Source organism: Plantactinospora sp. GCM10030261, from assembly GCF_042666615.1.
GTDB lineage: Bacteria > Actinomycetota > Actinomycetes > Mycobacteriales > Micromonosporaceae > KBS50.
Genome location: NZ_JBHTDD010000013.1, coordinates 50772 through 77115 on the forward strand (window position 1 = coordinate 50772; position 26344 = coordinate 77115).

Below are 26344 nucleotides of genomic sequence, written 5' to 3' on the forward strand. Positions count from 1 at the left end.
CCGCGTGCAATCTCCTGGATTGGTGGTCCCGGCCGGGCCGGATGGGGGTACTCGGCGCGGAACGTGAATCGCTAGCATCACGCCATGCCCTTTCGCCGCCAGCACGCGGAGCCCGAGACCCAGTCGCACGACATCCAGGACGCACCGAAGCCTGCTGACAAGCGACGGCGTCCACGGTGGCAACGGGTCGCTCTGATCACCTTCCTCGTGCTGGCGTTGGTCGGCGGGGGTGGTCTGATCGCGGGCGCGTTGTACCTGCGATCCGTCGAGTCCGACATCGACCGTGTCGACGCCTTCCAGGACGTGCCGGAGGAGAGCCGTCCTCAGACGGTCGCCAAGGGCGCGATGAACATTCTGATACTCGGCAGCGACTCCCGCGATCCAGAAAGGACATCGGGTTCCCGTACCGACACCATCATCCTGGCACACCTCCCGGAGGATCGGTCGGCGGCGCAGCTCATCTCGATCCCGCGGGATACCTGGGTGTCGGTGCCGCGTTCGAAGGACGGCAGCCGGGGAGGCCGAGATGCCAAGATCAACGCTGCGTACGCCTGGGGCGGGGTGCCCCTAATGGTGCAGACGGTGGAAAAGTTCACCTCGGCGCGGATCGACCACGTCATGATCATCGACTTCGCCGGGTTCAAGGAGATCATCGACGCGCTAGGTGGGATCGAGGTGGACGTGGAGAAATCCTTCACCTCGATCCACCCGCCGTACCGCACCTTCAACCAGGGCATTCAGCGGATGGACGGCGAGGCGGCACTGGACTATTCGCGGCAGCGCAAGCAGTTCGCCGACGGGGACTTCGCCCGCATCCGGCATCAGCAGCAGGTAATCCGGGCGATCCTGGACAAGGCGGTGTCCGGTGGGATCGTCACGAACCCGGGACGGCTCAACTCGTTCGTCCGGGCGTCATCCAACTCGGTGTCGGTGGACGAGAAGATGTCCATGCTGGACATGGCGACCGACATGCGAAACCTGCGCAGCGGCAACCTGACGTTCCTGACCAGCCCGACGAAGGGCACTGGACGGGTCGGCGGCGAGAGCGTCGTCTTCGCGAACACCGACAAGGCGAAGGCGTTCTACGACGCGGTCCGCCGGGACGCCGTGCCCGAAATCCTGAGCCTCGGAAAGTAGGCCCGGTGTGGAGGACCGGGGACGAAGCGCTGGAGGTCAGGTGCCGGTGAGGAGCGGCAGCAGCTTCGGGGAGTACCCGCCGCCGAGATAACGTGCCGGGTCCGCGTCCAGGACCGACGCCAGCAGCGTACCGATGATGTCGCGGAAGTCCGTCGTCGCCTTGAGATCGCCGTCGTCCAGGTCGGTCAGGCTCGGCTGCTCGCCGTAGAACCCACCCGCGACCTGTGGCCCAAGGACGAGGACCGGGCCGGCGGTGCCATGGTCGGTGCCGTCCGACGCGTTAGCCCGGACCCGACGGCCGAACTCGCTGTAGACAACCACCGTCACCCGCTGACCGGCCTCGGTCCGGGCCAGCCGGTCCGCGAAGCTGGTCAACGCCCGGTCAAGCTGGCCCAGCAGCAACTCGTGACCGGAGCGCTCTGCCGCGTGCGTGTCGAACCCACCCAGGCTCACGGAGTACAGCCGGGTGGGCACGCCGGCCTCGACGCACTGAGCGACGCGGGAGAGCTGTGCGGAGAGTACGCCCGCCCCGCCCGTCGCAGTGGCCGGAGTGTCCAGCTCGGCGGTGGCGTCCGGAGCCTCCGCCGCCTCGGCGTCCCTGATGAGCTGGTCGATCTTGACTAGGTTGGCGTAGGAGTCAGCCGCCCGCGCCCGCATCTCCGACTCGTTCGGCTCCGGCCGCCCGAGCACGCCGATCATGCCCGTGGTGACTCCGGCTGGCAACTTGAGCCCACCGATGCTCACACAGGCCCCAGTGCGGCTCTCCCCCACCAGGAGCGGCGGAAGGAAAGGCTCGAAGCTGACCGCGGCCTCCGGGGTGGCCCGGGTGCCGTCCAGCCACCGGCCGACCCAGCCGGAGGTGGCCGGATCTTTGGGCGAGGCGGTCTGCCAGATGTCCATGGACCGGAAATGGCTGCGGTCCGGATTGGGGTATCCGGCCCCGAGCACGACTGCGAGGCGCCGGTCACTCCACAGCCGACTCAGGCCTTTCAGCACGGGATGTAAGCCGAGCGAGTCGTCCAGCCTAAGGACCCGGTCGGGCTCGTGGGCGAGCTCAGGTCGCGCATCGTAGTACGCCCGATCCGCATACGGGATTACCGTGTTCAGGCCGTCGTTGCCCCCGTACAACGTGACAATGACCAGCTTGCGGGTCTTCCTGTGGTCTTCGGCCGCGGACACGTCGCTCGCGGTCCGCAGGAGATCCGCCAGGCCCAACCACCCCGCACCCGCCGCGACGGCGACGCCGCCGGTGACGCCGGAAGCCAGCAGGAACCTACGCCGAGTCAGTGCGTCCATGTCACGTCACCAGATATTCGGGGCTCGCCAGGCCCAGGGTCAACAAACGCTGCGGGTCGGTCGTGCCCTTCATGGCCGTATACGTCCGGTTGGTCCATGTATCGACAGCAAGGAGGTGCGCCACGCCCTCCGGAGTCAGCCGCCCAACCGGCACCAACTGCGCGATCCGGCCCGCGAGGTTGAGGCGGACCTGGGCGCCGCCGACCGTCAACCAGTCGGCACCCGCGGGCCACCCCTCGACGCTCGGGGGCGCGAACACCAACTGCCCCAGCCGATCCAAACCGTTGAGACAGTACGTCTGCATGTCGTCGGACAGCTTCGCCGGGCGCAGACCCAGCTGCCGCAGAGCGCCGACGAACCACTCTGTCGGCTGCTTCACCAGACCACCGGCGGTGGCCTGGAACGCGTCGTCCTCGAAGAGTTTCCGCAACATCGACATCGAGTCTGGGAATGCCCGCACCATGGCGTCCCGGGTGGATCGCGGGATCGGCTCGGTCGACGAGGCGTACCGGAACCACAGCCGCTCCGCTACGAAGACCGAGCAGTCTTCCTGCCTGAGCAGGAAGTCGACGAGCGAGTGCGCGTCGAACTCCTGCGTCACGCCAAGGATGGTCTTCCGTCCGCCGTCGTGCGAGGCAGGACTGAGATGGGCCCGTCCCCCGTCGTAGTCGATCTTCCAGCCGGTAAGCGCGCGACCCGCCTCCTTGACGTCCCGCTCGGTGTATCTGCCGATGCCGAGCATGAAGAGTTCCAGAAGCTCCCGACCGAGGTTCTCGTTGGGGGCGGTCCGGGTGTTGAGCTGCCCGTCGAGCCAGTAGATGAGTGCCGGATCGCTGATCATCCGGTGTGCCATCACCCCGAAGTCGAACGAGCTGCGCAGGCTCTTGTGCTGCGTCAGCATCAGTTGCGGACGGATGACCTTCCGCACTGAGGTCGCCCAATGCCCGTGCCAGAAGAACCACAGCTTCTCGCGGGTCTGGTGCGTCGCGACCGTGAGGCGGTCCAGCCACCACAGGGTGATCCGCTTCGTCTGCTGCCGCCGCTCCTCGTCCGCCTTCGCCCGCTGGGCGAGGGTCGGAGCACGTAATCGAGCGAAGGGATCCGGGCCGAGCTCGGGGAGGGGAGCCTGCGGGGCTCCCAGGTCTGGCGCCGTCGGAGCGGTCAGGGCGGCGACGGTCGCCGCATACCCGACCGTCCGTGCCGCAGCCAGCTCCGCGGACGTGGGACCGAAGCCGGCGCGGTGAAGCAGTAGCGAGACGTCCGCGGCCATGTCAGCCAATGTATGCGACGCCGGTGCGCCGACGAATCCTGGGCCGGCACCGACCTGAGCCGATGCCGGCCTCGCGCTGTGGGGCCGACGGTCCCGGAGACGCCAGCTCACCTGGACGACGCCGCCGGCCCGGCTCAGCGATCGGAGCCGGCATCCAGCTGCGCCTCCGGCGACAGTGACGCGTATGCCGCGCGCATCTGCCGGCGGACCGCCGCCGAACTGTGGTGTTCCACGACCCACCCGCGTCCGTTGACGGCGAGCCGCTCAGCGGTCTCCGGCGAGGACAGCAGCTCGCTGACCGCCGTGATCCAGCCGGCACGGTCGTCGGCGACGCGGACGTGCACACCGTCCACCACTCCCGCGCGGTCCGCCACGGTGCTTGTGGTAACGCTCGGAACCCCGGCCGACATCGCCTGGATGAGCTTCAGCTGGACGCCGGTGCCCCGGAAGATCGGCGCGATGGCGACGGCGGCGTCCGAATAGTGTGGTTCCACGGCCGGCACATTTGGATAGAGCTCGATGCCGTTGCCGACCGATGCCTGAACGGCCTTCGGCGGGTCCGAGCCGACGATCCTGAGCCGCGCATCCGGGACGAGTTTCCGGATACCGTCCCAGCACTCGCGCACGAACCACATGAGACCGCTGACATTCGCCTCGTAGCTGAGCCGGCCGACGAACAGGACCGTCCTGCCGATCGGCCCCGCCTGCCGCTGCACTGAGAAGTCGCACGGGCTCCGGACGAGGAAGGTGTTGGGCCGCTCCTGCCCGGGCGGGGTTGGCGCGGACAGCATCAGGGGGACACCCATGCTGAGCAGCTTGTCCTCCCGGGCTCGCATCCTCGGTGCCTCCACCCGACCCAGCGCCCGCCAGGCGAAGTTGGACCCGTGGGAGGCCAACTGCTCGTAGTACTCGCTGCGGAACTCGTCCAGGTCGACCACGACCGGCGTCCGGCCGCACGCCTCGACCAAGTGCACGGTGCGGAAGACGTTGAGGTGCACGACGTCCGGCTGGAACTCGTCAAGTTCCCGCCGCAGCGCGTCGGTGAGCGCCTTGGGGCTCGCGTACCCAGTCTGCAGCGAGACCCCGGTGCAGGCTGCCCGTGCGGAGCGGAGCAGGGAACCGACGCGCGTGTTGGGAACCAGGACCCGGTGCTGGACCGGAAGTTGCTCCGCCAGCCGCGCCTCCCTCTCGTCGTGCACCAGCCCGAGGAAGCGGATGTCGTGCTCGGCGGCGAGCATGTCGAGGAGCACCAGGCTACGTGGCCGGAACGACGCCGGAATCCATGGCGCTACGAACAGAACCTTCAAATCGGCAGCCTCCTCAGGGCCGAGGCGAGGAATCGCTCGCCTCGCGTGCCGTGCTTGGTGAAATAGACGTACATCCCGGACCGGTACAGGCCGGTCTTTCCGGCCGCGGCGGTGCTCGCGCTCTCCTTGTGTTCGGCGACGCTCGTCCCGACCGACGCGACGCCCCAACCGTTCGCGCGCAGCCGCGTGCACAGGTCGACGTCCTCGAAGTAGAGGAAGAAGCCGGGGTCGAATCCGTCGACGGCCCGGAAGGCCTCCCCCCGGACCAGCATGCAGAAGCCGGACACCCATGCTGCGTCGCGTACCCGGCGCACCGGCTCGACGTCGAGATACTCCAGCATCTGGAACTTCTTGCGCAGCGGTGTCGCGCGCGCCAGGTACCGCTTCAGCCCGCGCGGCACGAGATGGTCGACCTTCAACGCGGCCAGCCATTCCTTCGCCATGCTGGGCGCCGGACCCGAGGAGATCCCGAACCGCCCGTCGGGGTATCGCATCAGCGGCGCCACCACTCCCAACCGGGGACCGGCCTCCAGGGCCTCCGTCAGGTGGCCGAACGACTCGGGCGCGATGTGGCAGTCGGGGTTCAGGAGGAAGTAGGCGTCGGCGTCCGGGAGGGTCTCCGCCGCGGCGTTTATCGCCTTGCCGAAGCCGACGTTCGGCAACGAGACGACCGGATACCCGAAGGACTCCGCCACCTCGACGCTGTCGTCGGCAGAGGAGTTGTCCACGACGACGACGTCATCAACCGGCAGTGCCTTCAGGCAACTCAGGCTCAGGGGAAGCTCGCCGGCCGAGTTATAGGAGACGACGATGGCCGCGACCCTCACTGTTCACCCGCTATCCGGTAGGCGTCCAGGTATGAACGCACCGTGTCGTCCCAACGGAAGGTCCGCTCGATGTGGGCGCGGGCACGCCGGCCGCGTTTCGCGGCGTCGGCCGGCGCCTCCACCGCCGCCCGGACGGCGGCCGCGATCTCGCCGGCGGTGGACGCAACGTACAGCATCGAGGCGTCACCGCGAACCGAGTCGGCAGGCCCGCTCGACGTGATGACGGGACAGCCGAGGGCCATGGCGTGCGCGACCTTCATCAGCACACCGCCGCCCACGATCGAGGGCACGACGACGGTGTGGGCGGCGAGCATCTCCGCCCGGAGGTCCGGCACCGCACCGGTTACCACCACCCGGCTGTCGCTCCCGCCGAGACCGACCACGTCGGCTGCGGGTTCCGCTCCGACGATGCGGAGTTCGGCTTCCGGCATGTCCCGCCACACCAGGGGCATCACGTCGCGAACGAGGAACTGGGCCACGAGGACGTTCGCCCGCCGCCACATCGCCCCGGCGAACACCAGGCGCGGCCGGCTGGTGGCCGCCGGGGGCGACCAGGACCGGTCGTCGACGTGGATCCCCGGCCGGGCAAGCAGGGTGTGGGGGTTGTACCTAGCGGCCACCACGAGGTCGGCGTCGGACAGCGTGATGACGGCGGCCGCCCGCCGGATCGCCGCTCGCTCGAACCGCCGGGTGCGTACCACCTCGGCGAGCCGGTACGGCCGTTCCAGGCCGGACGACGCCCGGTACGACTCCACCATGACCTTCTCGGTGATGTCGTGCAACCCCAGAACCGATGCCGGGTCGACGCTGACCACTTCGGCGGACTGCAGATACTCCGCGTGGACGACATCGGGCCGAATCCGGCGGATCAATTCGGCTGCCTCCCGCGTCGCCTCCCGCGGCCACGCTTGGCGGAGCCAGGCCGGTTCCGGCCGGAACCGGTCCAGGTAGCTCGGACGGGTGGTGACGGTGGCGGGCAGGACCGTGTACTTCAGGTCGTCCCGCTGGGCGCCGCCGCTGTGCTGCGGCGAGTACACGAAGAGCTCAACCTGTTCGGCCAGGCGCGGCGTGAGCTGCACGATCGTGTCGGCCGCGGCATGGTGGTGATGGGCGTCGGGCGCGAACGGGGTGAGCAGCAGGACGCGCATCAGCCGAGCCGCTTCACGAGCGCCGTAACGAAGGCTTGTGCGACCCGGCCCTGGGCGGCGACCCGGCCCGCCGCCTGCTGAAACTGCTCGGTCGACGCGACCGCCCTGGTCGCCGCCTGGTGGAGCGTCTCGGCGTCGACGTCGGGGCTCATCACGTAGTCGGCGAGCCCCAAGTCGACGAAGGCGTCGTGAACCTTGCGCTCGTACGCGATCGCCACCGTGGGTACCCCGAGCGCCACGGCCATCAGGGCGGCGTGCAGGCGGGTGCCGAGGACGAGTTGGTTCGTCGCGAGCGACCGCAACCAATCACCGAGCGCTCCGGCGAGCGGCCGGCTGCCGTCCAACGGAGTGGAATCCAGGTCCAGGAGGCCGCGAAAGGCCCGCTCGTAGATGACCCGATCGTCCTCGCCGTTCGCTCCCCGACCGAAGGCCATCGGGAGGAAGGTGCCGGACCAACCTTCCCGCCGGAGCCGATCCGCGCAGCCGGAGGTGGCCGCCACCAGCGAGGCCTCCAGGCCGGGCGCGAGGGGGCGCATCGACAGCGCGAAACGGCGACCAGAATCGGCCCCTGCTACATCGGGTAGCGGCAGGGCGTATGCCATGTCGCCGATGACCTCCGCGCCGGAGCCGAAGTGCGAAGCGGTCCGTTCGTCGCGCGCCCCGACCGCGAGACACCAGGCGCCGACGAGCCGGAGCAGCTGCCGGCCGACCAGGGTTCCTCCCTCGCGCACTCCGACACCGACCGCCGCGACCGGGGTTCCCGCCAGCTTCGCCATCGCGATGATTCGGGCGAACATCGGCAGGGTGCCCGGCCAGGACAGGTGGGGGGAGCGCTCCTGGAAAACGGTCCCGGGGCCGAGAAGCAGCAGTTGACACGACTTGATCGCGCGCTGCACCGCGACCTGACGCCCGGACGCGCCACGGGCCCGCAGTACGGGCATGTTTTCCGTGTCGACGCCGTGGAGTTCGGCGACGCGGTCCGGCTTCGGGGAGAACACCACGAACGAAGCGTTCTCCTTGACCGCGCGGACGCTTGTGATGAGCGAGTGGAGGAGGATCTCGTCCCCGAGATTGTCCGACCCGAACCACCCGACTATTCCGACCCTCAAGTGTCCTCCGTCCTTGCCGCGTCCAGTTGGCCTACGGCACGTCGTTGAGCCAGGAATCGGACGGCTGCCAGCACGAGCATCGCCCCGCCGAGGATGAAGGACGCCGACGCGGAATCCAGCACGGCGAGCAGACCGACGAGCGCCACGGCCGCGGCGGCGACGATGCCGAACGAGACCGCGACGGGTCGCAGGAGTTCACGGAGCCGCAGGAACCACATCAGCGATCCCGCCACGACCAGTTCGTTGAGGACCATCGCCCAGGCGGCGCCGAACGCACCGTACCGGCCGTCGAGCGCGAGGTTCAGCCCGACGCTGCCGCAGATGCTCAGCACCAGGACGACGAGCCGGCTGGTGGCGCGACCCCGAGCCAGCAGCAGGGCGGACAGGCCGAAGTTGGCGAACCGCATGGCGAGGAACAGGGTGAGCACCATCGCCAGGGTCGGGATGCCGCCGGCCTGGTCGCCAAAGAGCAGCGCAGTCGCGATCGGGATGCCGAGGAGCATGACGCCGGCGGCGCCCTGACCGGCGACCCCGAAGAACCGGAAGACCGTGAGCGGATCGTTCGACTGATCGGCCCCGGCCCCGGCCGCGCGGCGCGGCGCGGCATAGGCGAGCGCGCCGATTCCCATGGATGCCGCGACCTGGACCGCCGGCCCGATGATCGCCGTCGCCGACACGTACTCGCCGAGCTCGGCGGCGGTGACGAAGAACGCGAGCACGAACACGTCGCCGCGGAAGTAGAACAGGCCGAGCAGGTCGCTGGCGAAGTACGGCAGCGCGCGCCGGGCATGGTGGGCGGAGCGGACCCCCCGGGAGGCGCGGAGCGATGGCAGGATCCGCACGACGAGGAGCGCGGCGACCGACCGGAGAACGGCCGCCGTCAGGAAGTAGACGGCCGCGTCATCGAGGCTGAGCCCGTCCAGTAGCCAAGTGTCGACCGCGCACGCGCCGACGAGCAGGAGACCGGCGGACGAGTTCGTCAGCGGTTCGGCCCATGCCTTGGGTCTGCCTCGGATGAGGACCCACGCCGTCTCGTTCCACTGTTCGAGGAGGCTGGCGACGAAGATCAGAAAAATGGCGAGCTGCGCTTCCCCGGGAAGGAGTACGCCGATCACGCCGTACGCGACGAGGGCCGCCGACAGCAACGCGGCGAACCGACCGCAGTGGATCCGGGCGACCACCGGCGGTGCGACCGTCCCGGCGGCGGCCTCCCTCGTCAGGTATGTCGGCAGGCCGAGGGATAGCGCGGCGGCGGTGAAGGACGCGGTGAGCGTGGCGAGCCCGTATAGGCCGACCGCCTCGACGCCGGCGCCGCGGGTCAGGAACGCCATGACCACAAGAGTGGTCAACCGCGTGGCCAGGGCGGAGAGACCCAGCAGCCCCGAGACGACCGTCAGGGAGGGGCGTCGCGCCGCCGTCTCAGTCGCGACCATCGCCGCTCGCGACTCCACCGGATCGGGTACGGGCCAGGAAGTAACCTGTCACCAGGGCCAGCGTAAGAAAGTAGGGGCCCTGCATGAGACCCCAACCCGTCATACCGATGAGGACGAGGCCCGGCAGTGCGCTGACCAAGACGCGAGGGGCCAGTTCGGGAGTTCGCGTCCGGAAGACGGCGCGGACGGCCACCGTCGCGGTCCGTGCGAACGGCAGCCACAGCAGCACCGCGCCGAGGATACCCAGCTCGGCGGCACTTAGTAGGAACGCGTTGTGGACGGGGACGCCGCTGGCGGTCAGCGGATCGATAGTGCCGACGACCGCAACGTAGCTGTTGGGTCCCACCCCGGTCCACGGGTTGTCCCGGATCACCGTCCACGCGACCCCGAGGAGGTGTTGCCGGGAACCGCCGCCCGGATCCGCTGTGAACCGTTCGATCAGCCACGGCAGCGAGACCAAGGCGAGGAGTGCGGTGAGGCCGAGGACAATGAAGTACCTCTTCTGCCAACGCCCGGTGACGAACTCGAGCAGCACCAGGATGACGACCATGGAGACCACGGCCGCGAGGACCGTGCGGCTCTGGGTGAGGGAGACGCCGACCAGCACGGCGCCTAGCGTCGTCCAGGCCACCCACCGGTCTCGTACCGCGCGCTGCGGCAGGGTCAGCGCGCACAGGCCGCAAAAGAACAGGAGCTTCGCCAGCTCGCCGGGGTGGCTCGTAAGACCCGTGGCGCGGCCCAACACGTCAAGCGCCTGCTGCCCGGAGATACGCCGCAGCGGGAAACCGGCGATTGCCGCGATGCTCGCGAGAAGCTGGATCCACGCCACTGCGGCGAATGCCCAGAGCAGGATCGAGTGTCGACGGTCCGCACGCTCGGCCGCGGCGCCGATGGCGAACACGACCGCCGCCAGGGAGAGGTGCAGCAGACCGCTCACGGTACGCGGCGAGGCGTCCCAGGAGAGCACAGCGAACACGGCCATCCAGATGAGGAACGGCACCCACAGAAAAAGGGAGCGGCCGAGTCGACGAGGGGTGCGCATCGCCACCACCACCAACACCACCGCGATGGCCACCGTGTATGTGTAGAGCGTCGGCGTTCCGGTGGCCACGCCGGCGTAGATTGCGGAGTCGGCGGGCACGAGCGCGACGGGCATCAGGCCGAGCGTCGCCACCAGGAGCGCCAACGCGGCCACGACGCGCTGGTCAGGATCCGACCGGAGGCCCGCAGCGAGTGTCCGGCCGCCCCGGCTCAAGCGCGAGGCCGATCTTAGGGCTTGGAGCCGACCCACCCGCCCCGGTCCGGTTGCGCCAGCCTCCCGTGCCGACGCCACGGGTGTCCTCGTCGGCTCCTGACCGCCGCTGATCCGCGTCGCCGAGGTATGGCGTCGGTCACCCTGGGGATGGTCGTGGGCCGCGCCGGTGAACATCACATCTCCGTATCAGCCTTGATCGGCCAGCGGCCCAGAGAGTGGCGCTGGTCGTGCCGTCGTGCGGGTTCGCTCACGCCTTGACGGCGGAACGGAAGCCAGAACCGATGACGGACCGGTCGGGCCGAAGCCGGGCTTCGCGCGCTCATCATAGATCCGGTGTCAGCGACGAACCATAGGCCCAAACCCAGGCGTGACGAGACAGCCACGCAAGGCCGTCGTCCCGATGCCGGCCGACGGGCAGCCGGTGGACGGTGGCTCAGAAACGGGCGTTGGCACGGATCGAGCCGACCACGCGCCGGATGACGTCCACCCACTCCACCGGCGAGGTCATCCGCAGCACCAGCTGGCGGTCGATCGCCCCGTCCGGATTCGAACGCCAGAACGCAACCACGACGACCCCGTACGCGTTGGCGCCGTCCAGCTTCGTGGTTTCTGCCAGCACGACATAGGGCCCGCCGCTGCGCCACTGCTGCCCCCACGCCTCCTCCGCCTGGCGAAGGGCGACGCGACGCGCCTCGTCGCAGTCAGGACACTCCCGGACGATCAGCTCGCCGCCGATCTCCTGGTTGTCCCCGATGGACCCACCGCAGTTGTACTTGACCTCCCCCTCCGCGCTTCCGGCCGGGTTGCACGTCCAGTTGGCGGGAGCGGTGAACCCGAAGCCCAGGCCCTCCGGATTGAGCATGGTCACCGCATCGCCCGTGCCGAAGACGGGCCACCTGGGCCAGTCCCCCGGCCTGGGCGGCTCGATGCCGGGCTGCTGTGGAGGGCCGGTCGGTGACCAATTCGGGCCCGTCGGGACCGTCGCGGACGCAACCGGGGTCCCTGGCCCGGGTTCGTCGGACTCCGGCCAGAAGACGACAGCGGCCGTGCCGACGAGCACGACTAGGACGAGCGCGCCGATTCCGATCAACAGGCCCTTCCGGGGACGTCGAGGTTGCTGGGGTGTAGGCGAGATGCGGCGGACAGACGGGTCGGGGGCCAACGGGTCGTAGGTGGATGGTGCTGGCGACGCGGGACCTCCGCTGGCCTGGTATGGCGTCGACAGGGGCGGTACGGTCGCCGACCCCGACACAGGCTGCGGCCCCATGGACACCGGTTGGCCGGACGTCGGACTCACCTGGGCCGCCCAGGGAACGTGTGACGATCCGTGCCCGGAACCGCTGGCCGGTGACCCTAAGAATGGCGGACCGGAACTCGACTCCGGCGGCGCGGAGAACGGCTGCGGACCACCGCCTGAGCCGGACTCCGGCGGCGCGGAGAACGGCTGCGGACCACCGGACGCCGGTGCTGAGGAGACCGGCGAGGCGGAGCCCGCTGACTCGGCGTGCGGAGCCGGGGTGTACTCCACTCCTAGGGCACGGAGAAGGTTCTCCGCACCGCGGCCCGCCTCCGCCGGGTATGCGACCCATGGCTCGGCCGCCGAGAAGTCGGCGTATGCGAACGGCATGCCGCCGGGATCCTGCGCGAGTGAGTTCGCGATGTTGGCGAACGCCTCCCGCCACCCGGGCGCGGCGGCCACAGCGGCGTCAAGCACCGCCACGGTCGCGAATCGTCCCTGTTCGTCGGCACCGGCCCACGCCTTCCCCACTGACGTTTCACCCATCAGGTGCGTCAGTCTGTACGGGCCCCCCGGCTGCATCCCAACTCCTTGCTCGACGACTGTGCGGATAGTACCGACTGCCGCACAACTGTTCCCCCACCGCCTACCTGCAAGGAAGGGCTTCTTATTGCCGCATTGCACTGATAAGGGGCTCTTCCCCACGGCTTGCTCGGCGAAAGTTTTCATGCATAGAGTCGGACCATGAATGGCGAGGTTGTCGCGGCACCCGGGGACCGGCTGCTCGACCTGCTGCACGGCGTCCGGCTGACGCCCACCCAGCGGCGGATCGCGCACAGCCTGGCCCGGCACGCCACGGCGGCCGGCTACCTGTCCGCCGCCGAGGTGGCCGAGTTGTCCGGCGTCAGCCAACCCTCGGTCACCCGGTTCGCGATGGCGCTGGGCTACGACGGCTATCCCGCGTTGCGTCGGCGACTCCGGGAGCTGACCGTCGGCGCCCAGCCGGTCACCGCCGTCGTCGCCGGCGACAACCCCCTACAGCGGGCGATCCGCATCGAGGTGGACAACCTGCACCAGCTCGCCGACCGGCTCGGCGACCCGGAACGCGTGACCCGGGCCGGCGCGCTACTCGCCGCCAGCCGTCCGCTGCCGGTCCTCGGGCTGCGGGCCGCCGCGCCGCTGGCCGCGTACTTCGCCTACTTCGCCGCCAAGGTGCACCCGGACGTACGGGTGCTGGACACCGGCGGCAGCCTGCTCGCCGACCGGCTCGACCAGGTGGTCGCCGCCGGCGCGTCCGCGCTCTTGGCGATCGTGCTCCCCCGCTACCCGCGGGAGGCGGTCGAGGCGTTGCGCGAAGCCCGCGATGCCGGGCTCGGCGTCCTGGTCATCACCGACTCCCCGGTCAGCCCGGCGGCCGAACACGCCGACCTCGTGCTGCCCGCTCCAGTCGGCGCGCAACTCGTGTTCGATCTGCACGCCGCTCCGATGGCGATGGCGATGGCGTTGCTGCAGGCGATCTGCGACGCCACCCCCGGCGAGGCGCAACGACGACTGGAGGAGTTCGACCGCGCCGCCACCCGCCGCCAGCTCTTCGTCGACTGACGACCGACGCCAACCCGGACCCGACCGACGCCAGCCCAGAAAGGAGCGCCGATGCCCGAGCCGATTCGCGCCGCGCGGGGCACCACCCGTACCGCGGCCGGGTGGACCCAGGAAGCCGCGCTGCGGATGCTGATGAACAACCTCGACCCGGAGGTGGCCGAACGGCCCGAGGACCTGGTGGTGTACGGCGGCACCGGTCGGGCGGCGCGCGACTGGCCGTCGTACCACGCCTTGGTGCGCACGCTGACGACGCTGCGCGACGACGAGACGATGCTCGTGCAGTCCGGACGACCGGTCGGCGTGCTGCGCACCCACGAGTGGGCGCCGCGGGTGCTGCTGGCCAACTCGAACCTGGTCGGTGACTGGGCCACCTGGCCGGAGTTCCGCCGGCTGGAGCAGCTCGGGTTGACCATGTACGGCCAGATGACCGCCGGATCGTGGATCTACATCGGCACCCAGGGCATCCTCCAGGGCACCTACGAGACGTTCGCCGCGGTGGCCGCCAAGAAGTTCAGTGGCGGTCTGGCCGGCACGCTGACGCTCACCGCCGGCTGCGGCGGCATGGGCGGCGCGCAGCCCCTCGCGGTCACCATGAACGGCGGCGCCTGCCTGGTGGTGGACGTGGACCCGGCGCGGTTGCACCGCCGGGTCGCCACCCGCTACCTCGACGAGGTGGCCGGCTCGCTGGACGAGGCCGTCGACCGGACGCTCGCCGCGAAGCGGGACCGGCGCGCGTTGTCGGTGGGGGTGGTGGGCAACGCGGCCACCGTCTTCCCCGAGTTGCTGCGTCGGGGCGTCGAGATCGACATTGTCACCGACCAGACCAGCGCGCACGACCCGCTGTCGTACGTGCCCGAGGGGGTGGAGCTGGCCGACGCGGCCGACTATGCCGCCGCGAAGCCGACGGAGTTCACCGAGCGGGCCCGCGCGTCGATGGCGAAACACGTCGCGTCCATGGTCGGCTTCCTCGACGCCGGCGCCGAGGTGTTCGACTACGGCAACTCGATCCGGGGCGAGGCGCAGCTCGGCGGGTACGACCGGGCGTTCGCCTTCCCCGGCTTCGTGCCGGCGTACATCCGGCCGTTGTTCTGCGAGGGCAAGGGCCCGTTCCGGTGGGCGGCGCTGTCCGGCGACCCGGCCGACATCGCCGCCACCGACCGGGCGATCCTCGACCTCTTCCCGGAGAACGAGTCCCTCGCCCGGTGGATCCGGCTGGCCGGCGAGCGGGTCGCCTTCCAGGGCCTGCCCGCCCGGATCTGCTGGCTGGGGTACGGCGAGCGGGACCGGGCCGGGGTGCGGTTCAACGAGATGGTCGCCTCCGGCGAGCTGTCGGCGCCCGTGGTGATCGGCCGCGATCACCTGGACTGCGGCAGCGTCGCCAGCCCCTACCGGGAGACCGAGGCGATGGCCGACGGTTCGGACGCCATCGCCGACTGGCCGCTGCTGAACGCGCTTGTCAACACGGCCAGCGGGGCATCGTGGGTGTCCATCCACCACGGTGGCGGCGTCGGCATCGGCCGGTCCATCCACGCCGGTCAGGTCTGCGTGGCCGACGGCACCGCGCTCGCCGGGCAGAAGATCGAGCGGGTGCTCACAAACGACCCGGCGATGGGCGTGATCCGGCACGTCGACGCCGGCTACGACGCGGCCCGCGAGGTGGCCGCCGCCACCGGCGTCCGCACCCCCATGGCCGAGCGGTGAGGACGGGCCCCTTGTCGTCGCACTCCGGGGTGGAAGAGCCCCTGGTCGAACGGTTCCGGGAGCTGTGGGACCAGCTCGCGCCGATCGGCCGGGACGCGGCCAGCGGCGGCTACCTGCGGTACGCGTGGAGTCCGGCGGAACTGCGGCTACGCGACTGGTTCGCCGAGCAGGCGGCTCGCCGCGGCATGCCGGTGGACGCCGACGGCAACGGCAACCTGTTCGCCTGGTGGGGTGAACTGGACACCGTCAGGGCCGGGGACGGCACCGGCGCCGTGCTCACCGGCAGCCATTTCGACTCGGTGCCGCATGGCGGGGCGTACGACGGCCCGCTCGGCATCGTCAGCGGCTTCCTGGCCGTCGACGAGCTGCGGCAGCGCGGCGTCACCCCGGCGCGGCCGATCGGGGTGGCCGCGTTCGCCGAGGAGGAGGGCGCCCGGTTCGGCGTACCCTGCCTCGGCTCGCGACTGTTCACCGGCGCGATCGACCCGGACCGGGCGGCGGCGCTCACCGACGCCGACGGCGTCACGTTCGCGGAGTCCCTGGGCGGGCCGCCGACCGGTGCTCGCCCCGACCTGCTCGACCGCCTCGGCGCCTACGTCGAACTGCACGTCGAGCAGGGCCGTGGGTTGGTCGACCTCGGTGCGCCCGTCGGCGTGGCGAGTGGTATCTGGCCGCACGGGCGGTGGCGGCTGGAGTTCACCGGGGAGGCCAACCACGCCGGCACGACCCGGATGGCCGACCGCCGGGACCCGATGCTGACGCTGGCGTTCACCGTGCTGGCCACCAACAAGGAGGCCCGGTTGCGCGGCGCGCACGCCACCGTCGGTCGGGTGCTTGTCGAACCGAACGCCACGAACGCCGTACCCGGTCGGGCGCGTGCCTGGTTGGACGCCCGCGCCGCCGACGCCGCGACGCTCGCCGCCCTGGTGGAGGCGGTACGGGCGAAGGCCACCGACCGTGCGCGGCGGGACGGCACCACGGTGACGGTCGTCGAGGAGTCCGCGACGCCGCTTGTGGGGTTCGACGAGGACCTGGGGGGCCGGCTGGCCGGGTTGCTGGATTCGCCGGTGCTGCCGACGGCGGCCGGCCACGACGCCGGGGTCCTCGCCGGGCACCTGCCCACCGCGATGCTGTTCGTGCGCAACCCGAGCGGGGTGTCCCACTCGCCGGCCGAGACGGCTTCCGACGCCGACTGTGCCGTGGGTGTGCTCGCCCTCGCCGACGCGCTCGCGGACCTGGCGACCCGATGAGCGGGCGGACCAGTCCGCCGGCGATCGTCCGGTACGGCACGGCCGGGACGAGCCGCTTCCACGCCGAGTACGCCTGGCTGCCGGACGCGACCGAGCCGGCCCGGGACGTGCTCATCGAGATCACCGCCGGCCGGTTCGGCGCTGTCGACCCGAACGTCGCCGAACCGCCCGCCGGAACGACGCGGTTGCCCGGACTGACGTTGCCCGGTCTGGCCAACGCCCACTCGCACGCGTTCCACCGGGCGCTGCGCGGACGCACCCACGGCGGTCGCGGCACGTTCTGGAGCTGGCGGGACACCATGTACGCGGTGGCCGGACGGCTCGACCCGGACAGCTACCTGGCGCTGGCCCGCGCCGCGTACGCCGAGCTGGCCCTCGCCGGGTTCACCTGCGTGGGCGAGTTCCACTACCTGCACCACGGCCCGGACGGGCGGCGTTACCACGATCCGAACGCGATGGGCGCGGCGCTGGCCGAGGCCGCCGCGCAGGCCGGGATCCGGCTCACGCTGCTGGACACGGCGTACCTGACCGCCTCGGTCGACGGTCAGCCACTGGCCGGGGTGCAGCGCAGGTTCGGCGACGGTGACGCCGGTCGGTGGGCTGAGCGGGCCGCGGCTTTCGCGCCCTGGCCGGACCAGGTCCGGGTCGGCGCGGCCATCCACTCGGTACGCGCGGTGCCGGCCGACCAGCTCGGCACGGTGGTCGGCTGGGCGGACGAGCGGGGCGAGCCGCTGCACGTCCACCTGTCCGAGCAGCGGGCCGAGAACGAGGCGTGCCTCGCCGCGTACGACCGCACCCCGACCGCGCTGCTGGCCGACCACGGGGTGCTCGGCCCGTCGACCACGGCGGTGCACGCCACCCACCTCACCGCCGCCGACCAGCGGCTGCTCGGTGCGAGCGGGACCGGGGTGTGCCTGTGCCCGACCACCGAACGCGACCTGGCCGACGGGATCGGGCCGGCCCGCGAGTTGGCCGACGCCGGCAGCCCGCTCAGCCTGGGCAGTGACAGCCACGCGATCGTCGACCCGTTCGAGGAGGCCCGCGCGATGGAACTGGACGACCGGCTGCGCACCGAGACGCGCGGCCACTTCGCCCCGGCCGAGCTGCTCACCGCGGCCAGCGCCGCCGGGCACGCCGCGCTGGGCTGGACCGACGCCGGCCGGATCACCACCGGCGCCCGTGCCGACCTGGTCACCGTACGACTGGACAGCCCGCGCACGGCCGGCGTACCGCCGGTGGGGGTGTTCTTCGCGGCGACCGCGGCCGACGTGACGAGAGTGATCGTGGACGGCCGGCTCGTGGTGGACGACGGCCGGCACGCCACGATCGACGTACCGACCGAGCTGACCCGAGCCATCCGGGAGTTGGTCATCCCGTGAGTGCGAGGAGTGAGCCGGGGTTGCGAGCCCCGCAGTCGCGAACGAAGGGCGTCATCCCATGAGCGGAAGCCTGTTGGTGGACAACATCGGTGAGCTGGTCACCAACGTGGCTGGCGCCGGCGAGGGCGGACCCCTCGGGATCCGGCGCCGGGCCGCCGTGCTGGTCGAGGAGGGTCGGGTGGCCTGGGTCGGGCCGGCGGCCATCGCACCGGCGGCCGACCGACGCGTCGATGCCGACGGCGCGGCCGTGCTACCCGGGTTCGTGGACAGCCATGCCCATCTGGTCTTCGCCGGGGACCGGGCGGCCGAGTTCGCCGCCCGGATGTCGGGGCAGCCCTACACCGGCGGTGGCATCCGGACGACGGTGGCGGCCACCCGCGCGGCCTCCGACGACACGCTGCGGGAGACCGTGCGCCGGCTCCGCGCGGAGGCGTTGCGGCAGGGCACCACCACAATGGAGATCAAGAGTGGGTACGGCCTGACGGTCGCCGACGAGGTCCGGTCGCTGCGCATCGCCGCCGAGGCCAGCGACGAGACCACGTTCCTCGGCGCGCACCTGGTGCCGCCCGAGTACGCGGACCGACCGGACGACTACGTGGGGCTGGTGTGCGGTCCGATGCTGCGGGCGGCGGCCCCGCACGCCCGGTGGATCGACGTGTTCTGCGAGCGGGGGGCGTTCGACGCCGACCACGCGCGGGCGATCCTGACCTGTGGGCAGGCCGCCGGGCTGGGCGTACGGGTGCACGCCAACCAACTCGGGCCGGGTCCCGGCGTGCGGCTCGCCGTGGAGTTGGGCGCGGCGAGCGCGGACCACTGCACCCACCTGTCCGACGGTGATATCGACGCGCTCGCCGCCACCCGGGTCGACGGCTCGGACGGCGACGGCGGGCACACCACGACGGTCGCCACCCTGCTGCCCGGTGCCGAGTTCTCCACCCGGTCGCCGTACCCGGACGCCCGCCGGCTGCTCGACGCGGGCGTCACGGTCGCGCTCGCCACCGACTGCAACCCCGGCTCGTCGTACACCTCCTCGATGCCGTTCTGTGTGGCGCTCGCGGTCCGCGAGATGGGCATGACCCCGGCGGAGGCGGTGTGGGCGGCGACCGCCGGCGGCGCGCGGGCGCTGCGGCGCGACGACGTCGGCGTGCTGCGCCCCGGCGTACGGGCCGACCTGACCATCCTCGACGCCCCGACCCACCTGCACCTGGCCTATCGGCCGGGGGTCCCGCTGATCCGCCAGGTCCTGCACAACGGAGTACCGACATGAGCCACGTGACGATCCTGCCCTCCGGGGTGTCCCCCGCCGACGTCGCCGCGGTGGCCCGCGCCGACGCGAAGGTGGTGCTCGATTCCGCGACCGTCGCCGCGATGGCGACCAGCAGATCCATCGTGGACACCATCGAACGGGACGGCCGGCCCGTGTACGGGGTCTCCACCGGCTTCGGCGCGCTGGCCAACACCTTCATCGCACCCGAACGCCGGGCCGAGTTGCAGCATGCGCTGATCCGTTCGCACGCCGCCGGCGTGGGCGCCCCCATGCCGCGCGAGGTGGTGCGCGCGATGATGGTGCTGCGCGTACGGTCGCTGGCTCGTGGCCATTCCGGCGTGCGGCCCATGGTCGTCCAGGCGCTTGTCGATCTGCTCAACGCCGGCATCACGCCGTGGGTGCCCGAGCATGGCTCGCTGGGCGCCTCCGGCGATCTGGCGCCGCTGGCGCACTGTGCCCTGGTGCTGATGGGCGAAGGCTGGGTGCTTGACGACTCGGGCGAGCGGGCGGACGCCGCGCCGGTGCTCGCCGCGGCCGGGCTGCGACCGGTCGAACTGGCCGCCAAGGAAGGGCTGGCCCTGATCAACGGCACCGACGGGATGCTCGGCATGCTGCTGCTGGCGATCGCCGACGCCGGTCATCTACTCACCATGGCGGACGTGACGGCGGCGCTGGCGATCGAGGCGATGCTCGGCTCGGAGCGGCCGTTCCTGCCGGAACTGCACGCCATCCGCCCCCATCCCGGCCAGGCGGTGTCGGCCTCGAACATCCACCGGCTGCTACAGGGCTCGGCCATCATGGACTCGCACCGCGACGACCTGGCGCACGCGGTGCAGGACGCGTACTCGATGCGGTGCGCCCCGCAGGTGGCCGGGGCGGCCCGGGACACGCTGGCCTTCGCGGACGCCGTCGCCGGCCGGGAACTGCTGTCGGTGGTGGACAACCCGGTGGTGCTGCCCGATGGCCGGGTCGAGTCCACCGGCAACTTTCACGGCGCGCCGCTCGGGTTCGTCGCCGACTATCTCGCGATCGCCCTGTCCGAGGTGGGTGCGATCTCGGAGCGCCGGGTGGACCGGCTGCTGGACGTGACCCGGTCGCGGGAGCTGCCCGCCTTCCTCACCCCGGATCCGGGCGTGAACTCCGGCCTCATGATCGCCCAGTACACGGCGGCCGGCATCGTGGCGGAGAACCGCCGGCTCGCCGCGCCGGCCTCGGTGGACTCGTTGCCGACCAGCGGCATGCAGGAGGACCACGTGTCGATGGGCTGGGCCGCGACGAAGAAACTGCGCACCGTCCTGGACAACGTGACCAGCCTGCTCGCTGTCGAGCTGCTGGCCGCCGTACGCGGGTTGCAGTTGCGGCATCCGCTGCGGCCGTCTCCGGCGGGACGGGCCGCCTGTGCCGCGGTGGCCGGCTTCGTCGGCGAGCCCGGCCCGGACGTCTTCCTGGCTCCTGCCATGGAGGCCGCGCGCGCCGTGGTCGCCGGCCCTGACCTACGCGCCGCCATCGAACGCGACACCGGCCCGTTGACCTGACCCGTCCTCCCCCTCTCGCGATCTTGAAGTTTGGGCTGCGACAAAGGGCTTATAAGCCGCGAAATACCAACCCCAACTGCAAGATCGCTGGAGAGGGACGGCGGGTCCCGGGGGGTCTGGGGGGTCAGGAGGGGAGGGTTGGGAGTTCCTTAGCGAGCACCTTGGCCAGGGCGCGCAGCGCGATGCCGCGGTGGCTGACCCGATCCTTCTCCTCCGGCGACAGCTCGGCGTTGGTGCTGGAGGTGCCGTCACCCACGAAGATCGGGTCGTAGCCGAACCCACCGGCGCCACGCGGTGAGCGGATCAACCGTCCGGGCTGCCGCCCGTCGACCAGATGCTCCCGACCGCTGGGCAGCACCAGCGCCGCCGCACACACGAACGAGGCGCCGAGCTGCTCGTCCGGCACGTCCGCCAGCTGGGCGAGCACCAGCTGCAAATTGGCCCGGTCGTCACCGTGCCGACCCGACCACCGGGCGCTGAGCACGCCGGGCATGCCGTTCAGCGCGTCGACCGCCAACCCGGAGTCGTCGGCGATGGTGGGCAGCCCGGTGCGCCGGGCCCCCTCCCGCGCCTTGAGCAGCGCATTCTCGCCGAAGCTGAGGCCGGTCTCCGGGACGTCCGGATAATCCGGTACGTCGGTCAGGCTCGTCAGCTCGACCCGGCCCGCGCCCAGCGCGGCGTCCAGGATGCGCTGCAGTTCCACAAGTTTCTTGGCGTTCGTCGTGGCCAGCAGCACCTTGCTCATGAGGCCAGCGCCTCCCGCTGCGCCGCGGCGAGGGTGGCGCAGCCGGCCACCGCGAGATCGAGCAGCTCGTCCAATCGGGCCCGGTCGAACACGCCGGACTCGCCGGTGCCCTGCACCTCCACGAAGTCGCCGGTCCCGGTGCACACCACGTTCATGTCCACCTCGGCGGTCACGTCCTCGGAGTAGCACAGGTCCAGCCGGGGTTCGTCGGCGACGACGCCGACGCTCACGGCGGCCACCGAGCGGTGCATCACCCGCTCCGGCTTGCCGGCCAGCGCCTTGCGGCCAGCCAGCCAGGTCACCGCGTCGTACAACGCCACGTAGGCTCCGGTGATGGCCGCCGTCCGGGTGCCGCCGTCGGCCTGCAGCACGTCACAGTCGAGCACCACCGAGTTCTCGCCGAGCGCCTTCAGGTCGACGCAGGCGCGCAGGCTCCGGCCGATCAGCCGGGAGATCTCGTGGGTCCGCCCACCGACCCGGCCCTTGATACTCTCCCGATCCGACCTGGTCGTGGTGGCGCGGGGCAGCATCGCGTACTCGGCGGTGACCCAGCCCAGCCCGGACCCCTTGCGCCAGCGGGGAACGCCCTCGGTGACGCTGGCCGTACAGAGCACCCGGGTATCGCCGAACTCGACGAGCACCGAGCCCTCCGGGTGCATGCTCCACGAGCGGGTCAGTCGCACCGGTCGGAGCTGGTCGGGCCCTCGCCCGTCTGGTCGCGCCATGGGGGCCAGCCTAGGTGTCGGCGCGGAGCGCCCACTCCCCACCCCTCGTTCAGATCTGGTAGCTGGCGCCCGGTCGGACGATCTCGATCGGCCCCGCGAAGGCGGTGGCCGCGGCGTCGAAGGTGATCGCCTCGCTGCCCCAGGCCGCCACCAGGTGGGTGAGCAGCAGTTGGCCCACCTCGGCCTTGGTGGCGATCTCGCCGGCCTCCCGGCCGGTGAGATGCAGATCCGGCGGGTTGTCGGCACCGTCGAGGTAGCTGGCCTCGCAGAGGAACAGGTCGACGCCCTCCGCCAGCCGCAGCAGCGCCTCGCACGGCGCGGTGTCCGCGGAGTAGCACAGGGCACGTCCATCGTGTTCCAGGCGCACGCCGTACGTCTCGACCGGGTGGTTCATCCGGTCGACGGTGACGGTGAACGGGCCGATCGGGAAGCTGCCGGGTTGCAGGCCATAGAACGTGTAGACGTCCTCCACGCCCCCCTCGTCCTGGCTGTAGGCAGCGGCGATCCGGTCCGGCGCGCCGGCCGGGGCATAGACCGGCAGGGCCGGCAACGAGCCGTCGGGGGCGTAGCGGCGGACGACGACGTAGTCGACGGCGTCGGAGATGTGGTCGAAGTGCAGGTGGGTGAGCAGGATGGCGTCCACGGCCGACAGCCCGGCATAGCGCTGCAGGGCCGACAGCGAGCCGGAACCGAAGTCGACCAGGAGCCGGAAGCCGTCGGCCTCCACCAGGTACGCCGAGCAGGCGGAGTCGGGTCCGGGAAAGCTTCCCGCGCACCCCAGGACGGTCAGTCTCATCCGGCTATCCTGCGATTACTGTCGGTTATCTCCTCGCCGTGACCAGTCAGCACGGTGAAGGTCGGCGACGAGTCGGTCACGAGGCGCAGCCTACGCCGGAAGGGACCGGCGCAAGAACGATCCGACAACAGATGTCATCAACGTGACACCCTTCCGATCCAGGTTCCGCCGTTACGCCCCGTTACCGCCACCCGTTGCACAGGGTGTGATCGCCGAGCCACGACCCGCACCGGTCGCTCCTCCCGAGGACCGACCCCGGACGGAGCGACCGGACGACCGGGTGCCCGCCGTCCGGGGATTGACGATCCCACCGCCGCCGCTGCCTGGATCACAGTGCCCGTTCCCGGTACGACGAACCGACCCGCTCGGCGCCAGCGACCGGATGCTGTGGCTGTGCGTCTGGGCGACAATCCTCGGGCTGATCGGCAGTGGTTCGGCGCTGCGGGGCGTGCTGGTGATCCTGGCGGGAGCGGCTCCCGGGTGGTATCAACCGACCCTGGCCGCCGTCGGCCTCCTCGGCGTCGGGCTGACCGTGGCGGCGTTCGCGGTGGTTCGCCGGGATCGCCTGCCGTGGCTGCTGCTCGGCCTCGCCACGGTGCCATTGCTGGTAAACGTCGGACTGACGGTCACCGCGCTGTGACCTTGCGCACCCGGGGTTAGGGTCGAGAGATGACGTGGACCGCGTACGGCACCTTCCTCGCCTTCGCCGTCCTGCTGATCCTGATACCCGGCCCTGACTTCGCGGTCGTCACCAAGAACACCCTCGCCGCCGGACGGGGCCGAGGGCTCTGGTGCTCGGTCGGCGTCGCCACCTCGAACGCGGTGCAGGGCGGCGCGGCAGCCGCCGGCCTCGGCGCGGTGATCATGCGCTCGCAGCCGCTGTTCGAGGCGATCCGCTGGGCCGGCGTCGCCTACCTGACCTTCCTCGGTGTGCAGGCCATCCGGTCGGCCCGAGCCGGCCGGTACCCATCGCCACCGGAGCCCGGTGAGCAAGACGTACCCGGCCAGGCGATGGCGGGATGGCGGCAGGGCTTCCTGTCCAACATCACCAACCCGAAGGTGCTGGCCTTCTACCTGGCCGTGCTGCCGCAGTTCGTCGGGCACTCCGCGCCGATCCCGGTGCTGCTGGCCTTCGCGCTCAGCCATGCCGTGCTGTCCCTGGTGTACCTGTTCGTGCTGGTCGGTGCGATGCACCGGGCCCGTCGGGCGCTGGCCCGGCGCCGGGTCCGCCGCGCCCTGGACGCCGCCACCGGGACGGCGCTACTCGGCTTCGGCGCGAAGCTCGCCACCGACCGCTGAACGCGAGGAAGGACCCCCTTGTGCGGGGGTCCTTCCTCGCATCAGGCCCAGAGCTGACCCTCCAGGGCGTCCTCGGCATCGGCGAGACTGCCGCCGTAAGCGCCGGTCGACAGGTACTTCCAGCCACCGTCGCAGACGACGAAAGCCACGTCGGCCCGCCGCCGGTCGCGAACCGCCTGATGGGCCACCGCGAGCGCCGCGTGCAGGATCGCTCCGGTCGAGAATCCGGCGAAGATGCCCTCCACCTCGACGAGCTGGCGGGTACGCAGCACGGCGTCCCGGGTGCCGACGGAGAACCGCCGGGTCAACACGTCCGGGTCGTACAATTCCGGGACGTATCCCTCGTCGATGTTACGCAGGCCGTACACCAGTTCGCCGTATCGCGGTTCGGCGGCGATGATCTCGATCCCCTCGACCTTCTCGCGCAGGTACCGCCCGGTACCCATCAACGTTCCGGTGGTGCCCAGTCCGGCGACGAAGTGCGTGATGGTCGGCAGGTCCTGCACCAGCTCCGGCCCGGTGGTCTCGTAGTGCGCCCGGGCGTTCGCCTCGTTGCCGTACTGGAAGAGCATTACCCAGTCAGGGTGCTCGGCGGCGATCTGCTTCGCGGTGGCGACCGCCTGGTTGGAGCCGCCGGCCGCCGGCGAGAATATGATCTCCGCGCCGTACATGCGGAGCAGTTGAACCCGCTCGGTGGAGACGTTCTCCGGCATCACACACACCAGCCGGTAGCCGCGCAGCTTGGCCACCATGGCAAGCGAGATGCCGGTGTTTCCGCTTGTCGGTTCCAGGATGGTGGCGCCCGGACGGAGTCGCCCGGCCCGCTCGGCCTCGCGGACCATGAACAGGGCCGGCCGGTCCTTCACGCTGCCGGTGGGGTTGCGGTCCTCGAGTTTGGCCCACAGCCGCACCGGCGGAGCGCCGGGCTCCACCGGTGGCGACAGCCGCGGCAGCCCGACGAGCGGGGTGCCGCCGCACGCGTCCAGGAGACTGTCGTACCTGGCCATGGCGGTGGCTCAGCCGAGGGCGTCGTGACGATCGGCGGCGCGGTGCCCGACGATCGCCGCTGCCGCGGCGCGGTGCTGGACGATCGCCGCTGCCGCGGCGCGGTGCTGGACGATCGCCGCTGCCGCGGCGAAGCCGAACGCGCCACCCGCGACGGCCGGCAGGATCGTGACGGTGTCGCCGTCCTTCACCGGGGCGTCGAGGGCGCCGAGGAAACGGACATCCTCGTCGTTGACGTACACGTTGACGAACCGGTGCAGCGTTCCCGACTCGGTGACCAGCCGGCCGCGCAAGCCGGAGTGGTTGTTGTCGAGGTCGGTAAGCAGTTCGCCAAGGGTGTTGCCGGCACCCTCGACGATCTTGGCGCCGCCCGTGTGGCTGCGCAGGATGGTGGGAATGCGAACTTCGATGGCCATGCTGGGAGGCTCCTGTCGATACGACGGTGTGGGTTGACTGATGATGCTGGGCGCGGAACGAAAGTCAGCGGCCCGAACACTCGTAGTCGACCGTCGCGGGGCTCTGCCCGAACATGTAGGACTGGACCGCGTGCGGGTCCACCGCGGCATCCCGGATCTGGACCGGCTCCTCGGTCACCTGCCCGTCGACGATCCGGTAGGACCGGATCTCCTCCGTCTGCGGCTCGCGGGTGGAGACGAGCAGGTAGTGCGCGTTGGGCTCGCCGGCGAACGAGATGTCCGTACGCGACGGGTACGCCTCGGTGGCGGTGTGCGAGTGGTAGATGACCACAGGCTCCTCGTCGTTGTCGTCCATTTCGCGCCAGACGCGCAGCTGCTCCATCGAGTCGAACTCATAGAAGGTCATGGAGCGGGCCGCGTTGTCCATCGGGATGTGCCGGCTCGGCATGTCGCTGCCAACAGGCCCCGCGACGACACCGCACGCCTCGTCCGGGTGGTCCCGGCGGGCGTGCGCCACGATCGCGTCGACGATCGAGCGGTCGATGCTCAGCACGGGACGAGCCTACCGCGTACCGCCGCCGGCCGCTTCCACCGCGTGGCGCCCG

General features: G+C 71.0%; 24 protein-coding genes. 9 read left to right on the top strand and 15 right to left on the bottom strand.

Going from position 1 to position 26344, the window contains the following annotated elements; genetic code table 11:
• Positions 1-84 precede the first annotated feature (84 nt).
• Positions 85-1137, top strand: a complete 1053-nt coding sequence (locus ACFQUZ_RS16940) for an LCP family protein (RefSeq protein ID WP_377443154.1) — start codon at positions 85-87, stop codon at positions 1135-1137.
• A gap of 36 nt (positions 1138-1173) precedes the next feature.
• Here the strand turns inward: ACFQUZ_RS16940 and ACFQUZ_RS16945 are convergent, their stop codons facing one another.
• The 9 genes from ACFQUZ_RS16945 to ACFQUZ_RS16985 form a co-directional block, all read right to left on the bottom strand.
• On the bottom strand, positions 1174-2433 hold the full coding sequence (locus ACFQUZ_RS16945; protein ID WP_377443156.1) for a DUF1501 domain-containing protein: 1260 nt from the start codon (positions 2431-2433) through the stop codon (positions 1174-1176).
• A gap of 1 nt (position 2434) precedes the next feature.
• Positions 2435-3703 (bottom strand): DUF1800 family protein, encoded by a 1269-nt coding sequence (locus ACFQUZ_RS16950; RefSeq protein WP_377443158.1) that lies wholly within the window; start codon positions 3701-3703, stop codon positions 2435-2437.
• 134 nt (positions 3704-3837) lie between these two features.
• Positions 3838-5010 carry a glycosyltransferase gene (locus ACFQUZ_RS16955; RefSeq protein ID WP_377443160.1) on the bottom strand — a complete coding sequence of 391 codons (1173 nt, stop codon included), beginning with the start codon at positions 5008-5010 and terminating at the stop codon, positions 3838-3840.
• Complete coding sequence (locus ACFQUZ_RS16960) at positions 5007-5837, bottom strand: glycosyltransferase family 2 protein (protein WP_377443162.1); 831 nt, start codon at positions 5835-5837, stop codon at positions 5007-5009. Before ACFQUZ_RS16960 ends, ACFQUZ_RS16955 begins: the two co-directional genes overlap by 4 nt.
• Positions 5834-6985, bottom strand: coding sequence for a glycosyltransferase (locus ACFQUZ_RS16965; protein ID WP_377443164.1), 1152 nt, complete (start codon positions 6983-6985; stop codon positions 5834-5836). Before ACFQUZ_RS16965 ends, ACFQUZ_RS16960 begins: the two co-directional genes overlap by 4 nt.
• Positions 6985-8094 (bottom strand): polysaccharide pyruvyl transferase family protein, encoded by a 1110-nt coding sequence (locus ACFQUZ_RS16970; RefSeq protein WP_377443165.1) that lies wholly within the window; start codon positions 8092-8094, stop codon positions 6985-6987. Before ACFQUZ_RS16970 ends, ACFQUZ_RS16965 begins: the two co-directional genes overlap by 1 nt.
• Positions 8091-9527: a lipopolysaccharide biosynthesis protein gene (locus ACFQUZ_RS16975; protein ID WP_377443166.1), complete on the bottom strand. Its 1437-nt coding sequence runs from the start codon at positions 9525-9527 to the stop codon at positions 8091-8093. The genes ACFQUZ_RS16970 and ACFQUZ_RS16975 overlap by 4 nt, the downstream gene beginning before the upstream one ends.
• Positions 9514-10956: an O-antigen ligase family protein gene (locus ACFQUZ_RS16980; protein WP_377443167.1), complete on the bottom strand. Its 1443-nt coding sequence runs from the start codon at positions 10954-10956 to the stop codon at positions 9514-9516. The genes ACFQUZ_RS16975 and ACFQUZ_RS16980 overlap by 14 nt, the downstream gene beginning before the upstream one ends.
• 259 nt (positions 10957-11215) lie before the next feature.
• On the bottom strand, positions 11216-11650 hold the full coding sequence (locus ACFQUZ_RS16985; protein WP_377443169.1) for a hypothetical protein: 435 nt from the start codon (positions 11648-11650) through the stop codon (positions 11216-11218).
• 1113 nt (positions 11651-12763) lie between these two features.
• Here ACFQUZ_RS16985 and ACFQUZ_RS16990 point away from each other — a divergent pair.
• From ACFQUZ_RS16990 to hutH, 6 genes are read left to right on the top strand one after another with little or no spacing between them, the layout of a single operon-like run.
• Positions 12764-13621 (top strand): MurR/RpiR family transcriptional regulator, encoded by an 858-nt coding sequence (locus ACFQUZ_RS16990; RefSeq protein ID WP_377443171.1) that lies wholly within the window; start codon positions 12764-12766, stop codon positions 13619-13621.
• Between the two features lie 51 nt (positions 13622-13672).
• A complete protein-coding gene (gene hutU / locus ACFQUZ_RS16995; protein WP_377443173.1) occupies positions 13673-15322 on the top strand; it encodes a urocanate hydratase in 1650 nt (549 codons plus the stop codon).
• Between the two features lie 29 nt (positions 15323-15351).
• Positions 15352-16572 carry an allantoate amidohydrolase gene (locus ACFQUZ_RS17000; protein WP_377443175.1) on the top strand — a complete coding sequence of 407 codons (1221 nt, stop codon included), beginning with the start codon at positions 15352-15354 and terminating at the stop codon, positions 16570-16572.
• On the top strand, positions 16569-17951 hold the full coding sequence (locus tag ACFQUZ_RS17005; RefSeq protein ID WP_377443177.1) for a formimidoylglutamate deiminase: 1383 nt from the start codon (positions 16569-16571) through the stop codon (positions 17949-17951). The genes ACFQUZ_RS17000 and ACFQUZ_RS17005 overlap by 4 nt, the downstream gene beginning before the upstream one ends.
• Positions 17952-18009: 58 nt before the next feature.
• Positions 18010-19218, top strand: a complete 1209-nt coding sequence (gene hutI / locus ACFQUZ_RS17010; protein WP_377443179.1) for an imidazolonepropionase — start codon at positions 18010-18012, stop codon at positions 19216-19218.
• Entirely contained in the window at positions 19215-20753 is a 1539-nt protein-coding gene (gene hutH, locus ACFQUZ_RS17015) for a histidine ammonia-lyase (RefSeq protein WP_377443181.1), read from the top strand. The genes hutI and hutH overlap by 4 nt, the downstream gene beginning before the upstream one ends.
• Positions 20754-20877: 124 nt before the next feature.
• Here hutH and rdgB read toward each other — a convergent pair whose 3' ends face one another.
• Genes rdgB through ACFQUZ_RS17030 form a run of 3 tightly spaced genes read right to left on the bottom strand, consistent with a single transcriptional unit; the run spans position 20878 to position 23019 of the window.
• Positions 20878-21498: an RdgB/HAM1 family non-canonical purine NTP pyrophosphatase gene (gene rdgB, locus ACFQUZ_RS17020; RefSeq protein WP_377443183.1), complete on the bottom strand. Its 621-nt coding sequence runs from the start codon at positions 21496-21498 to the stop codon at positions 20878-20880.
• On the bottom strand, positions 21495-22223 hold the full coding sequence (gene rph / locus ACFQUZ_RS17025) for a ribonuclease PH (RefSeq protein WP_377443185.1): 729 nt from the start codon (positions 22221-22223) through the stop codon (positions 21495-21497). Before rph ends, rdgB begins: the two co-directional genes overlap by 4 nt.
• A gap of 49 nt (positions 22224-22272) precedes the next feature.
• Positions 22273-23019 carry an MBL fold metallo-hydrolase gene (locus tag ACFQUZ_RS17030; RefSeq protein ID WP_377443187.1) on the bottom strand — a complete coding sequence of 249 codons (747 nt, stop codon included), beginning with the start codon at positions 23017-23019 and terminating at the stop codon, positions 22273-22275.
• A 298-nt stretch (positions 23020-23317) separates the two neighbouring features.
• On the opposite strand from ACFQUZ_RS17030, the gene ACFQUZ_RS17035 reads away from it, so the two are divergent.
• Positions 23318-23659 (top strand): hypothetical protein, encoded by a 342-nt coding sequence (locus tag ACFQUZ_RS17035; protein WP_377443189.1) that lies wholly within the window; start codon positions 23318-23320, stop codon positions 23657-23659.
• 29 nt (positions 23660-23688) lie between these two features.
• Entirely contained in the window at positions 23689-24318 is a 630-nt protein-coding gene (locus ACFQUZ_RS17040; protein ID WP_377443191.1) for a LysE family translocator, read from the top strand.
• Positions 24319-24359: 41 nt separating this feature from the next.
• On the opposite strand, the gene ACFQUZ_RS17045 is transcribed toward ACFQUZ_RS17040, so the two are convergent.
• From ACFQUZ_RS17045 to ACFQUZ_RS17055, 3 genes are all read right to left on the bottom strand, one after another.
• Entirely contained in the window at positions 24360-25325 is a 966-nt protein-coding gene (locus tag ACFQUZ_RS17045) for a PLP-dependent cysteine synthase family protein (RefSeq protein ID WP_377443193.1), read from the bottom strand.
• Between the two features lie 9 nt (positions 25326-25334).
• The gene (locus tag ACFQUZ_RS17050) at positions 25335-25739 is read right to left on the bottom strand and encodes a MoaD/ThiS family protein (RefSeq protein ID WP_377443195.1); all 405 of its coding nucleotides are present in this window, start codon (positions 25737-25739) and stop codon (positions 25335-25337) included.
• 64 nt (positions 25740-25803) lie between these two features.
• Positions 25804-26292: a Mov34/MPN/PAD-1 family protein gene (locus ACFQUZ_RS17055; RefSeq protein ID WP_377443197.1), complete on the bottom strand. Its 489-nt coding sequence runs from the start codon at positions 26290-26292 to the stop codon at positions 25804-25806.
• Positions 26293-26344 lie beyond the last annotated feature (52 nt).

Excerpts from the sequence above, each read along its gene's own strand:
- ACFQUZ_RS16940 (WP_377443154.1), top strand. The coding sequence starts at position 85 with ATGCCCTTTCGCCGCCAGCACGCGGAGCCCGAGACCCAGTCGCACGAC.
- ACFQUZ_RS16945 (WP_377443156.1), bottom strand. The coding sequence starts at position 2,433 with ATGGACGCACTGACTCGGCGTAGGTTCCTGCTGGCTTCCGGCGTCACC.
- ACFQUZ_RS16950 (WP_377443158.1), bottom strand. The coding sequence starts at position 3,703 with ATGGCCGCGGACGTCTCGCTACTGCTTCACCGCGCCGGCTTCGGTCCC.
- ACFQUZ_RS16965 (WP_377443164.1), bottom strand. The coding sequence starts at position 6,985 with ATGCGCGTCCTGCTGCTCACCCCGTTCGCGCCCGACGCCCATCACCAC.
- ACFQUZ_RS16975 (WP_377443166.1), bottom strand. The coding sequence starts at position 9,527 with ATGGTCGCGACTGAGACGGCGGCGCGACGCCCCTCCCTGACGGTCGTC.
- ACFQUZ_RS16980 (WP_377443167.1), bottom strand. The coding sequence starts at position 10,956 with ATGTTCACCGGCGCGGCCCACGACCATCCCCAGGGTGACCGACGCCAT.
- ACFQUZ_RS16990 (WP_377443171.1), top strand. The coding sequence starts at position 12,764 with ATGAATGGCGAGGTTGTCGCGGCACCCGGGGACCGGCTGCTCGACCTG.
- hutU (WP_377443173.1), top strand. The coding sequence starts at position 13,673 with ATGCCCGAGCCGATTCGCGCCGCGCGGGGCACCACCCGTACCGCGGCC.
- ACFQUZ_RS17005 (WP_377443177.1), top strand. The coding sequence starts at position 16,569 with ATGAGCGGGCGGACCAGTCCGCCGGCGATCGTCCGGTACGGCACGGCC.
- hutI (WP_377443179.1), top strand. The coding sequence starts at position 18,010 with ATGAGCGGAAGCCTGTTGGTGGACAACATCGGTGAGCTGGTCACCAAC.
- hutH (WP_377443181.1), top strand. The coding sequence starts at position 19,215 with ATGAGCCACGTGACGATCCTGCCCTCCGGGGTGTCCCCCGCCGACGTC.
- rdgB (WP_377443183.1), bottom strand. The coding sequence starts at position 21,498 with ATGAGCAAGGTGCTGCTGGCCACGACGAACGCCAAGAAACTTGTGGAA.
- rph (WP_377443185.1), bottom strand. The coding sequence starts at position 22,223 with ATGGCGCGACCAGACGGGCGAGGGCCCGACCAGCTCCGACCGGTGCGA.
- ACFQUZ_RS17030 (WP_377443187.1), bottom strand. The coding sequence starts at position 23,019 with ATGAGACTGACCGTCCTGGGGTGCGCGGGAAGCTTTCCCGGACCCGAC.
- ACFQUZ_RS17040 (WP_377443191.1), top strand. The coding sequence starts at position 23,689 with ATGACGTGGACCGCGTACGGCACCTTCCTCGCCTTCGCCGTCCTGCTG.
- ACFQUZ_RS17045 (WP_377443193.1), bottom strand. The coding sequence starts at position 25,325 with ATGGCCAGGTACGACAGTCTCCTGGACGCGTGCGGCGGCACCCCGCTC.
- ACFQUZ_RS17050 (WP_377443195.1), bottom strand. The coding sequence starts at position 25,739 with ATGGCCATCGAAGTTCGCATTCCCACCATCCTGCGCAGCCACACGGGC.